This is a genomic window from Colwellia sp. BRX9-1 (assembly GCF_014077195.1).
Taxonomy (GTDB): Bacteria; Pseudomonadota; Gammaproteobacteria; order Enterobacterales; family Alteromonadaceae; genus Colwellia_A.
In genome coordinates this window covers 44,732-57,364 of sequence record NZ_JACGVM010000004.1, presented here as the reverse complement: position 1 = coordinate 57,364, position 12,633 = coordinate 44,732, and the positions used below count along the sequence as shown (strand labels likewise).

9 protein-coding genes are annotated in these 12,633 nt (G+C 36.7%); 4 read left to right on the top strand and 5 right to left on the bottom strand.

The features are described 5' to 3' along the window. Positions 1 to 70: 70 nt before the first annotated feature. The 3 genes from H4J76_RS05845 to H4J76_RS05835 all read right to left on the bottom strand — a co-directional run bounded on the left by H4J76_RS05845 (position 71) and on the right by H4J76_RS05835 (position 1,805). Positions 71 to 535, bottom strand: coding sequence for a hypothetical protein (locus tag H4J76_RS05845; RefSeq protein ID WP_182230244.1), 465 nt, complete (start codon positions 533 to 535; stop codon positions 71 to 73). A gap of 2 nt (positions 536 to 537) precedes the next feature. Next, the gene (locus tag H4J76_RS05840; RefSeq protein WP_182230243.1) at positions 538 to 1,350 is read right to left on the bottom strand and encodes a PEP-CTERM sorting domain-containing protein; all 813 of its coding nucleotides are present in this window, start codon (positions 1,348 to 1,350) and stop codon (positions 538 to 540) included. A 317-nt stretch (positions 1,351 to 1,667) separates the two neighbouring features. Then, positions 1,668 to 1,805: a hypothetical protein gene (locus H4J76_RS05835; protein WP_182216521.1), complete on the bottom strand. Its 138-nt coding sequence runs from the start codon at positions 1,803 to 1,805 to the stop codon at positions 1,668 to 1,670. A 403-nt stretch (positions 1,806 to 2,208) separates the two neighbouring features. Here H4J76_RS05835 and H4J76_RS05830 point away from each other — a divergent pair, with 403 nt between their 5' ends. From H4J76_RS05830 to H4J76_RS05815, 4 genes are all read left to right on the top strand, one after another. Further along, the gene (locus H4J76_RS05830; RefSeq protein ID WP_070375969.1) at positions 2,209 to 2,877 is read left to right on the top strand and encodes a GntR family transcriptional regulator; all 669 of its coding nucleotides are present in this window, start codon (positions 2,209 to 2,211) and stop codon (positions 2,875 to 2,877) included. A 379-nt stretch (positions 2,878 to 3,256) separates the two neighbouring features. Next, positions 3,257 to 4,267, top strand: coding sequence for a UDP-glucose 4-epimerase GalE (galE, locus tag H4J76_RS05825; RefSeq protein WP_182230242.1), 1,011 nt, complete (start codon positions 3,257 to 3,259; stop codon positions 4,265 to 4,267). A gap of 116 nt (positions 4,268 to 4,383) precedes the next feature. Further along, on the top strand, positions 4,384 to 5,145 hold the full coding sequence (locus H4J76_RS05820; RefSeq protein WP_182221828.1) for a tRNA-uridine aminocarboxypropyltransferase: 762 nt from the start codon (positions 4,384 to 4,386) through the stop codon (positions 5,143 to 5,145). 83 nt (positions 5,146 to 5,228) lie between these two features. After that, a complete protein-coding gene (locus tag H4J76_RS05815; protein WP_070375975.1) occupies positions 5,229 to 5,666 on the top strand; it encodes a DUF3010 family protein in 438 nt (145 codons plus the stop codon). 148 nt (positions 5,667 to 5,814) lie between these two features. Here H4J76_RS05815 and H4J76_RS05810 read toward each other — a convergent pair whose 3' ends face one another. Together H4J76_RS05810 and H4J76_RS05805 are read right to left on the bottom strand one after the other, a co-directional pair. Then, a complete protein-coding gene (locus tag H4J76_RS05810; RefSeq protein WP_182230241.1) occupies positions 5,815 to 9,870 on the bottom strand; it encodes a hybrid sensor histidine kinase/response regulator in 4,056 nt (1,351 codons plus the stop codon). A gap of 356 nt (positions 9,871 to 10,226) precedes the next feature. After that, on the bottom strand, positions 10,227 to 12,386 hold the full coding sequence (locus H4J76_RS05805; protein ID WP_182221826.1) for a M3 family metallopeptidase: 2,160 nt from the start codon (positions 12,384 to 12,386) through the stop codon (positions 10,227 to 10,229). Positions 12,387 to 12,633 lie beyond the last annotated feature (247 nt).

Genomic DNA, 12,633 nt, shown 5'->3' with positions numbered 1-12,633 from the left:
CCCTTAGTGTTAGTACCGCTCAGTATTAGTTCACGCTAGTGCCAATCTAAGTAGGGGGTACTAATGGGGGTCACTTAAATAGTATGGTTGCTTTTTCTTTTGGTAATAAGGCGTCTGGCCGTTCTACTCGATAAAGACCATTAGTGTGCTTTTTTAATAACCAGAGACCCTCATTACCTATTTCTAAAACAACATCAGTACTCTTTAACATTCCATTAGCTGTGAAAGGTGGGAGTTCTATTAAAAGACTCTGTTGACTCGGTGATAGCCCTTTAAATACCTGTTCGATATAAATAGCACCCACACGAATAACTTGTTTGTTTGTAAGTGTTATATTTTGTTTATGTATTAGCTTTCCTGTTACAGCAACATCAGAAGCTTTAACAAGCGCTTGCGAGCTTAAAAATATTTGATCGCCATGAGCGACAAACGAATTTAGTAGCATAAATAAAAAAAGTAAACACGTACGTAGCTTAGTACAAAAGACTATTTTTTTTTGTACTATAGAACTATTTTTTAATAAAATAAAAGTCACCACTAATATTTTTTTCTTTTTACAATAAGCATAAGTAAGGCACTTAACAATAACAAAATAGTACTTGGCTCTGGAATAGCGGCGATTTGAGCATCTCGAAGACCTACTCTCGTTATTAAAGTATCGAAATTTCTATTAGAGAAGGCACGGTCTAGTACTCGTTGCTCGTTTGGCATAGACGGTTGTGAAGCACCTGTTGCCATCAAACCATAATCCGACTCACCGGGGTTAAGTTCTTTTCCCCCTGGATGTGATAAGAAAAGAGAATGGCCAATTTCATGTGATGCTGTACCAGCTATCAGGTTAATCAGTTCCTTATTATTAGTGGCATAGCGGGCTAAGTCTGTTGCTATATTATTGGTGAAAATTGAACCAATAACCTTCCCTTGCCAATACGATGTTAAAGCACATCCTGAGCAGGCATGGCCTAAATGTGACTCTCCACTGGTTACGTTACCGAATTGAAAATACGAGAACTCATTATCGCCATTACTTGGGCCTGAACCTATTGTGCCAACTTCGAAATTAATATTTAGCTCTTTACCAGCCGATAAACCAGCATAGCTATAGCCAAAGAAGTCATTGCTGATCGCCGACGATATATTGTTAATAACGTCATTTAATCCCATGTTACTAAAGCCATAGATAGATTCATCAAAAGCATTAGTCTTAGCGCCATACATATCAGTAGAGTCGATAGTCGTGAAGTCTAAAATGATCGTGGTTGCTGCAGATTTTGGCATAAATACTGCCATTGCAGTAACCAATAACAGTAAAGTGAATATTCTTTTTTTTATTATTTGGTGGTTTTGCATGGTAAGCCTTTGTGTTTGCCAAGTTATATATGAAAAAAATTACTCTATGGAGCTTAAAATCAATTAAAAAAGGATTGTAGTTCGTTGTATAATACGACCAAGTTGTGGTTATCGCTATCTTATTGGTGATGTTATTATTTAATATAATATTGCGTTATTTTAACGCATAAAAATGCCAAGTCCCAGTTTTGTATTGTAATCTCCATCGTTTTTTTCGTCATAAAAGGGTGTTGATGTTAATAACTTTATACGTCGATTAATGCCCTGTAATAGTTGTGTTACTTAAAGAATTTTTAACTAGCTGGCTAGTCTTTATTTTATTTGTCATTAAAAGGGGGATGGGTAAATTGACACATAATAGTGCTAGCTGAGCTCTTTTCAAAGACAAGTAAATGGCTTTTAAAATGGGTGATTTCAGCAAGTGCTACTTTAAAGAGCTGATAATAATAATTCATAGAATTTATCCCTAATTAGAGGCCAACTTAAAGGCCAATCTTGTTGCAAGTGAAATACTTTAATATCGCGTAAAAATGATTTAGCGATTGTCTATGAAATCATCATTTAATTGACAATAAGGTACCAACAGAAGTTGAAGTGTATTCATAAAAAAAACAAGGTAAGCCATACGTTTAGCGCTAATTAAATGATCGTAATCACTGTTGGGAATGCAAATCAACTCCTCCCCCAATCATTGGTTATTAAAATCAGCCCTATGAGTCACTAACTAGATTATTAAGTCGGTAGGTTTGAAGTTATAACTTTCATTGATAACAACAATAAGCGGCTAATATTTGTTAGTCGCTTTTTTTTAGCTAATAAACCCTTATAATGTCAGCACACTTGCAAGAGAAGTACTTTATGACCATTGTTTATAAAACCCGAACTCAGTTAGTTGTTGAAACCCTTAGAGAGAAGATCCTCAGTGGCGAAATTCAAGCAGGACAACCTTTACGGCAAGCGGCATTAGCCGAAGAGTTAAATGTTAGTCGAATTCCGGTACGTGAAGCGTTACTACAATTAGAAGCTGAAGGTTTAGTTGCTTTTGAACCGCATAAAGGCGCTACAGCTACCGAGCTAAATGCTAGTCAAGTTGATGAATTATTTGAACTGCGTGCTATGTTGGAAGCTGACTTGTTGGCGTCATCAATCCCTCGTCTTACGGTTGAAAAACTTGACGAAGCGACAGAACTTCTTGGGAAATTAGACAAAGCGCTTGGTAAAGAAAATGCGGCTAATACCTGGAGCGAATTGAACTCTGATTACCATAACTGTTTATACTCAGGGGCAAATCGTCCGCAAACACAAGACTTAGTTAACACTTTGAATAAAAATGCAGACCGTTATATTCGCATGCATTTATTATGGGCAGGGGGTATTTCAAAAGCAGAATCTGAACACAATGAATTACTCGCTCTATGTAAAGCAGGTAATATTGAAAAGTCTGTTGCTTTGTTAAAACAGCATATTTTGGGTTCTCGTGATGAAATAAAAGCGTTCCTTTGTGCAAGAGAGCTCGCAGAAGGATAATGTTAATTCAGCCAAACCAATAAAGTAGCGGTAAAGTCTTGTCTGTACTTTATATTGTTGGATAGTAAAACATAACGGCTACTATGTTTATTTGGGATGTATTAAATCACTTATAATATTTTTGCGTAGAATTTAGCCTGATAATATTGAGCATTGAGCATTGAGCATTGAGCATTGAGGCTAAGGTTAACAGTCGAGAAGACACGGTAGACATTTAATTATCCAAAAAATCCTTAGTAAGTTTATCGCGACAGTGTCAGAATATCACTCATAACACAGTGATTAAATAAAGTATCACTTTCCCATCGTCATCCTGAATGAATTTCAGTATCAATATGACGGCTTTAAGATCTCGGATCTATTTAAACAAGGACTAAAAATGAGTTTATTAATCACCGGCGGTACTGGATATATCGGTAGTCATACCGTGGTAGAGTTACTTAAATTAGATAAAGATATTGTTATCGTTGATAACTTATCAAATTCATCTACCTTAGTCCTTGATCGCGTTAAAGCGATTACCGGGAAAACAGTAACCTTTATTAAAGCTGATATTTGCGATGAAGCAGCGCTCGATGCTGTTTTTGAGCAATATAATATCGAAGCAGTTGTGCACTTTGCTGGCTTAAAAGCGGTTGGTGAATCAAACGAAATTCCACTGAGTTATTATCAAAATAATGTCTCAGGCTCTGTTACTTTATTTCAGGTGATGGCTAAACATGGCGTTAAAAATTTAGTTTTTAGCTCATCTGCAACTGTCTACGGTGAGAATAACCCATCACCATTAGATGAAACTATGCCAACTTCTGCGACTAACCCATATGGGCAAACTAAATTAATGGTTGAGCATGTGCTGTTTGATTTAGCGAAAAGTGATAGCGAATGGTCAATCGCATGTCTGCGTTATTTTAACCCGATTGGCGCACATGAATCAGGGACTATTGGTGAAAATCCTAATGGTATTCCTAATAATTTATTACCTTATGTTGCCCAAGTAGCTGTAGGACGTTTACCTCAACTACAAGTCTTTGGAGATGATTACGACACGCCAGACGGCACCGGTGTTCGTGATTACATTCATGTGGTAGATTTAGCGATTGGTCATGTTAAAGCGTTAGAGAGTTTAACAAAAATACAAGGCTGTAAAGCCATTAATATCGGTACGGGAAATGGTACATCGGTATTAGAAATAGTGAATACTTTTGAACAAATTAGTGGTCAAAACATCGCTTATAAAGTTGTACCGCGCCGCGCGGGTGATATTGGCACTGTTTACGCTAATGCATCATTAGCAAACAGCCTATTAGGCTGGCAAGCAACACGTAATTTAAATACTATGATTGTTGATACTTGGCGCTGGCAGTCACAAAACCCTAATGGGTTTGAGTAAGTTAATTTATTCAGTAAACCGCAATTTTAAGCATTGCACATTAAACTAAAAATCACTAAAGTAGCGGCCTTAATTGCCGCTATTTTTTTATGTTGGAATTGGTCTTAATTACACTTATGCACGCTGTACATAAACTTCATCATTATCGTATGAGTCTGAGCACGACGACTTACAAGTCTCGTGGGCAACGTGTTGTACGTTGTGACTTATGTCGTCTAGCAAAACCTCATTGTATTTGTTCATATTCGCCAAAATCTACCAGTAATGCCGGTTTTTTATTATTGATGTATGACACAGAAGTACTAAAACCAAGTAATACAGGCAAGTTAATTGCTGATGTCGTGCCAGATACCTTTGCATTTCTTTGGTCAAGAACTAAAGAAAATAAAGAAATGTTAGCCATTTTAAACGACGAGCAATGGCAACCTTATGTTGTTTTTCCTCAACAGTATGCACAGGCTGAACGTGAGGTTTTTTGTAATGAAATGACCATACCTTCAGGTAAAAGACCACTCTTTGTTATGTTGGATGGTTGCTGGCGTGAAGCGAAAAAAATGTTTCGTAAAAGTCCTTACTTGAACCAATTTCCCATTGCTGCTTTTGACCCACATTTACTTGACGAAGCGGCTAATACCTCTCGCTATCAAATACGCATTGCCGAAGAAAACTATCAATTTGCTACCGCAGAAGTCGCGGCAAAAATGTTAACAATGGCAAAAGAACCGGTCAATGGACAATTATTGGATCAATGGTTTGATATGTTTAGTTATCAATATCAAAAAAGTGTTTGCCAGAAAAATAAAGGTAACCCCAAAGCCTTAGAAGATTATCTTGATTTTACTAAGCAAAAGGGGATTAAATTAAAAGCAACACTATAGGGTAATACAACTAATGTCATTAACTGTTTCGGTATTCACTGTTTCGGTATATAATGCGACCGCGAATTTAATGAGGGTAAGTTATGAGAATATGTGGTGTTGAATTAAAAGGTAACGATGCAATTATTTGTATTATGTCACGTGAAAACGGTTTGTATGATATTCCGCAAACACGCGTGCAAAAAATATCTTTAGTAGATGCAGGTGATTCCGAAGCAGTACAACACTTCCAATTTACCTTTGCTAAATTGATGGAAGACTATCACGTTGATAAAGTTGTTATCCGTGGTCGTGCTTTAAAAGGTAAATTTTCTGGTGGACCGATCGGCTTTAAATTAGAAGCGTGTATTCAACTTATAAAAGAACTACAAGTAGAAATTATTGCGGGTAGTTTTGTTAAGAAAACCCTGGTAAGAAGTCAAATAGATATTGATTTTCGTGATACCGGCTTGAAGCAATATCAAGAACCTGCCTTTGATACCGTCTTTGCTTTTTTTGAAAGTGATCCTTACATGAAGTAAGTATTTCTTTTAGTTGAAGCTGATAAAAACCCCAGTAAGTTTGCACTTACTGGGGTTTTTACGTTTACGACGAACAGTAGGATGTGGTGCTAACCGCCTGATTAATATGCTTCAAATGTGCTAACAGATAAAATGATGAGAAACGTTATCAGTCACTTTTGTTAATAACCGTTAATAACGCCGCAATAAGCTCATGGGTGCTAGATTTAATATCGGCAGAATTTTTTTTCTTAATATTGGACTCTAAGCTCATTGCGACTCGTGTTATGTTGTTATAACCAAACATTTGTGCGGCTCCAGCTAGTTTATGTGCTTGCTTAGCAAGTGCATCATTATCATTCGTTTGGTTCAACAATATGAAGTTTTTATGTTCTGCAATTAAACCCACTTCAAATTTAGCAACCAAATCAGATATATCAATGTTGCTATTAGTTAGCGAGCTATTGTCTTCGTAGTTGGTTTTGATAGGCTGTTCAAAATACTTAGCGATGGTATTGATAAAGTTTTGTCGCTCAAAAGGCTTAGCTTGAAATCCATTAAACCCTAGCGCTAAATATTGTTCTAGATCTTTGGCTAAGGTATTTGCCGTTAATGCAATAATCGGTACTTCACAAGATCTAGCTCTTAGAATTTTTATCGCTTCTATACCATCCATTTTTGGCATCTGAATATCAAGTAAGATTAAATCAGGTTTATTTTTAAAGTAAGACGCTATTACTTCGTAGCCGTTTGTCGCAGTATAAACCTCAAAACCTAGTCCTGTCAGTAGCCTGCTCATTAAATGCCTATTATCATCATGGTCTTCAGCCAATAAAATAGCGCCACTGAAGGTCTTCTTTGTTACTTCGAATTCTTTTACAATCTCAGTTGAACTGGTGGGAGTGAACGGTAATATCAAGGTAAAAATACTGCCTTGACCTATCTCACTTTCAACATCGATTATTCCCCCCATGAAGTCTGCTAATTTTTCAGATAAATTTAACCCTAAACCTGAGCCACCAAAGCGCCGACTAATGCTGGTATCTGCTTGTGTAAAGGCGTCAAACACTCTTCTTAATTGTTCATCACTGATACCTATGCCTGTATCACGTATTTTGAAGGTTAATTCGTTGATATGATTATAATGTTGCGCGTATATTTCAATAGCAACATCCCCTTTTTCAGTAAACTTAATGGCATTTGAACAAAGGTTAATAAGAATTTGCTTTAAACGAAAGCCATCAATATTGATCATAAAAGGGGAGGGCAAAGTATGGTATATGGTAAAATTTAAGCCCTTAGATTTAGCTTGTTCTGAGAAAATATTTTTAATGTCGACAAGTATTTGTATCAGATCTAAGGCCGTTATTTCTAATTCAAATTTATTTGCCTCTATTTTGCTTAAATCTAGGGTGTCATTCAATAAGCTCAGTAAGTGCAAGCTATTATTATATATAACTTTTATGCTGTCAGCACTGTTATCAATATCACCATGTAATATCGCTTCAGTTTGGCCAATAATAGAGGTTAAAGGTGTTCTTATCTCATGGCTCATATTCGCTAAGAATTGAGATTTAACTTCATTCGCTTTAATTACCTTTTTCGATTCTTGTTTGATTGAAGCCGTTTGTGTGGAAACTTGATGCTCTAATTGCTTAATAAGGTCACGTTCAAAAATTGCTTTTTTTTGATGAGCCCTAATAAAAAAGACTAATATGAGCAAAGATGAGATGAAATATAAGGTATATGCCCACCAAGAGTTCCAGAACGGTGGTTGCACGGTTATTTTAAGTGAAACACCTTCTTCATTCCAAATACCATCAGGGTTGCTTGCTTTTACTCTTAGTAAGTATTCACCACCAGATAGATTTGTGTACGTTGCTCGGCGATTTTTATAATCGGTCATTATCCAATGGTCATCAAAACCTTCAAGCTTGTATGCATATTGATTTTTTTTGGGGGCAGAAAAATGTAAAGCACTAAACTCAAACGCCACTAAATTTTCTTTGTGGGTTAAAATGATTGCTGATGTTGCATGGATCCCTTGCTCCAAAAAAAATGTACCATCTTCAGGTTTTGCCTTATTTTTATCGTGTTCTTTATTGGCATCGATAGCGACTGATTGATTCAACAATAGCATTTCGGTGAAAACGACCACAGGTTTATTGTTATCCTGAATTAGCTTATTAGGAAAAAATCGATTAAAACCATTAATACCGCCAAAAAACAATTCGCCACTGTCACTCTTATAAGAAGCGCCAGCATTAAATTCATTACTTTGTAAGCCATCGGCAACATCATAATTTTTAAACGTTTTAGACTTGGGGTTAAATTGAGATAAGCCTTGATTGGTACTTATCCATAAATAACCTTGATCATCAATCTCTATTGCATAAATGGTGCTATCAGGTAATCCATCCTCTTCGGTAAAACGTACAAACTCCCCCGACTTCATATCCATAAGGTTTAAGCCATTCATGGTGCCTACCCAAAGGTTACCCTCGTCATCTAAAGCTATTGAGCTAATATAATTATGACTTAAACTGTTTGGTTGAGTCATATCATGACGATAATGAGTAAATACTTCAGTCTTAGGATTGAAATAATTAAGGCCCTCAACAGTAGCCACCCAAAGATTTTTTTGGTTATCTTCAGTTATTGCTAAAACATGGTTATGGCTCAAACTGTTTAAATTAACTTCACTATGCTGATAGGTCCTGAATTTTGCAGTTTTAGGGAGAAAATAATCTAGGCCATTAGCAGTACCTACCCAAAGGTTATTTTGGCTGTCTTCAGTTATCGCTTGGATACCTCTGCTACCTAAACTGTCTGAATCATCCAAGTTATGCCGATAAGTACTGAATACTTCCGTTTTGAGGGTGAATTTATTTAATGCACTCCTAGTGCTAAACCAAATGTTGCCTTGGTGATCTTTAGTTATTGCGTTAACCCAGTTATTACTTATATTTTCTGGGTTAGTTTTATTTATACTATAATGCTCAAACTGCTGAGTTTTTTTATTAAAGCGATTAATACCTTCTGAATCAACCCCCACCCAAAGATCGCCTTGCTGGTCTTCAACGATCGCAGCAACCCAGTTACTACTTAAGCTCCCGGGGGTAAAGGCATCTCGTCGGTAATGACCAAACTGCTCTATTTTTGGATTGAAGCGGCTAAGACCCGCTTTGTTAGTCCCTGACCAAATATTACCTTCTCTGTCCTCTAAAATAGCCATAACATTACCTGAGCCTAGGCTGTTTATATTAGCCTCTTCATGACGGTAATAGGTGAAAGCCTCAGTTTCAAGGTTCAGTCTATTCAATCCCATATTTGTCCCAATCCAAAGGTTGCCGTTTTTATCAGCTGCTAACGTTAAAACTACTCCATCACTTAAACTATTAGCATTATTAGCCTCATGGCGGTAATGAGTAAATTGCTCAGTCTGCAGACTAAATCGATTTAAGCCGTCTTCAGTAATCATCCAAAGATTATCTTGCTTATCGGTAATTATTGACCAAACTGTTCCTTGAGTTACGCTATTGGGGTCGTTAGCATTGTGAAAGTAATGAGTAAATTGCTCGGTTTTTGTATTAAAGCGACTAAGACCAGCATGAGTGCCAACCCAAATTTCGCCGTTATTATCCTCTAATATTGCCCAGACATTATTATGGCTTAAACTCTTTGGATTATTTATATTATGTTTATAATGAGTAAACTGCCCTGTTTTTGGATCAAAACGATTAAGTCCGCCCCGAGTACCAATCCAAATATTGCCTGAGCGGTCTTGAGTTATTGCATTGACAACATCATGGCTTAAGCTATTTGGATTATTAGCATTGTGACGAAAGTGACTAAACTGTTCAGTTCTCGGATTAAAGTGATTAAGTCCAACTTCTGTACCTATCCAGAGGTTAGCACTTTTATCTTCAAATATAGTTCGAATCACATTGCCTGTTAGTGAGTTCTGATTTTTACCACTATGTTTAAATACTTTAAACGTATAGCCGTCATAACGCGCTAACCCGTTGGAAGTCCCTACCCATATAAAGCCTTGTCTGTCTTGTAGTATTTGAGTTACATCACTTTGTGGTAGGCCATCTTCAATAGATAGACGCTCAAACCGAGTCGATTGCACTGCAGCGAATGAAACGGAGGAAGGGAAAAGTATCAGCAAAAATAAAAACAGCGAAGGCTTTATTTTACGGTTGTTGAAAATAATACTCATTTTTATAAAACCTTTCAATATGAGTAATACAGCAGATTTTAACTTCATAATTGGGGGTTAACTTTAGTGAGCTATATGGCGATGAAAGAATATTATTATTACATTATTAGGTTATAAACAATACAAATAAACTTTTATTAAAAATTTTTAAAGCTGGACGTTATTCCGCTGAAAAGGACTTTATTGGATATAAAATCAGCATGTAAATATAAGCACTTAGCTTTTTTAGCAACCATAAAGCGCTATGTCAGTTAATATCTTTTTCAGCTCTAAATCGTCATGCTGAGACTCATATAAATCTACTATCAGCATGACGGAGTCTTAAATAACGGATATTAATAATATTAGGGTTAACGTTATTTAGTTGTCGTTAAACCACGACGGTCAAGCAAAGGTTGAACTTTAGGGTCTTGACCTCTAAAGCGACGGTACATTATAGTGGGATCTTCACTACCACCGGGCTCTAAGATATGCTTACGGTATAAATCTGCAGTTTTCTCATCGAATATGCCATTTTCTTTAAACGCTAACCAAGTATCTGCATCATAGATATTTGACCAAATGTAGCCGTAATAACCTGATGAATAACCGCCAGAGAATATATGAGAAAAGTAACCTGTTCTATAACGAGGTGATATCTCTTTGATTAAGCCAATTTCTGATAAGACCTTTTTCTCAAATACGGCAGCATCTTGCAGCTCTGCTGTTTCTAAAGAATGCCAACTCATGTCAAGTAAAGCTGCACCAAGGTATTCAGTGGTACCAAAACCTTGATTAAATTTACCTGAAGCTTGAATTTTATCAACTAATGCCATTGGAATAACTTCACCGGTTTTATAGTGCTTAGCAAAGTTTGCTAATACTTCTGGTTCAGTCATCCAATTTTCCATGACTTGTGAAGGATATTCAACATAGTCACGTGGTAAAGCAGTACCTGTTTGTGAGCGGTAATAACCGTTAGACAACAAGCCCTGAATTGCATGACCGAATTCATGAAATAAAGTTGACGCTTGATCAAAAGTTAATAATGTTGGCGTATCACCGACCGGGCGTGGATAATTTAATACGTTGTAGATAATAGGGGTAACTTCTTCACCATACATACGATGTTGTTTACGGAAGCTGCTCATCCAAGCACCACCACGTTTACTTTCGCGCACGTAATGGTCAGTCATATAAATACCAACATAGCTGCCGTCTTTATCAAAGACTTCAAAGGTACGTACATCTTCATGGTATTTAGGTAAGTCGTTGCGTTCTTTGAAGGTTACGCCCCATAATTTCTCTGCGGTGAAAAATATTCCCTGTAAAGTACCTTCTAGCGAGAAATATGGCTTAGTTTCTGCTGCATCTATATCGTAGCGAGCTTTACGAATTTTCTCAGCGTAGTACCACCAATCCCAGGCTTCTATTTCAATTTTAGTGCCTTGTGAGTTAGCCAGCTTTTGCATATCAGCTGACTCTTCTTTTGCTCTCGCTAAAGCAGCTGGCCATACTTGATTTAATAAACCAAATACGTTTTCAGGTGTTTTAGCCGTCGCATTTTCAAGGACAAAATGTGCGTGAGTTTTATAACCTAATAATTGTGCCTTTTGGTAACGTAAGCTGGCTGTTTCTGCAGCAATACTCTTGTTATCAAACTCATCATCATTGTTACCGCGCATGGTGTAACCTTTATATAAGGTTTCCCGTAATTTACGATTAGTTGCATAGGTTAGAAAGGGGTTTTTGCTAGGACGATGAGTGGTGAATACCCATTTACCCTCATGGCCTCTATCGCTTGCCGTAACAGCGGCGGCGGCAATAATATCATCAGGTAAACCGTTTAGATCAGCCTTGTTATCAATAACCATTTCAAAGCTGTTCGTTTCGTGTAATAAATTTTCGCCAAATTTTAAGCTTAATTCACTCAATTGCGTATTAAATTGGCGTAATTTTACTTTGTCAGCATCTGATAAATTAGCACCACCACGGACAAAACCTTTGTAGGTTTTCTCAAGTAAGGTTAATTCGTTTACTTGTAAATTCAGTTGATCTTTTTTGTCATAAACCGTTTTTACCCGAGCAAATAATTTTGCATTAAGATTAATGTCGTCATTTAGCGCTGATAATTGTGGTGATACTGCTTTGGCAATATTACGCATTTCTTCGTCAGACATTGAACCGGTTAAACCGTAAAATACATTACTGACGCGGTTAAGAAAGTCACCTGACTTTTCCATCGCTTCAATGGTATTTGCAAATGTTGCTGTGTTAGTGGCATTGGCAATAGTGGAAATTTCTATTTTATTTTCACTAATAGCTTGCTCAAATGCGGGTAAGTAATCACTTTTTTTAATTTGATCAAAAGGGGGGATGCCGTGTGGCGTAGTAAATGCACTGAACAATGGATTTATATGTTCAGCTTTTTTAATTTTTTGCTGACTTTCTTTGGTTTGATTCTTGTTATCGTCGTACGACTGACAACCGGCTAATGCGATAGCAATAGCAAGCGGGGCGAGTAAGCGCTTTTTCATAAATGACCTTTATTAAATGTTAGACAATTAAATGACTTTGTTAATATCGTATAGACAAAGCTAATGAATTTATTCTATGTTGCACTCGGCCAAGCTACAAGATGCAGCACGTTTAAAAACGGTGAGTAACCGGTTAAAAAAGCTGAATTGTTAAGTTGTCAGCTTTTACCTTGATTATTTTTGTAAAATACAGAATAAGATAAATAAGTAGGCTTTAGTGGAAATAAAAATCCCGTGCGAGCACGGG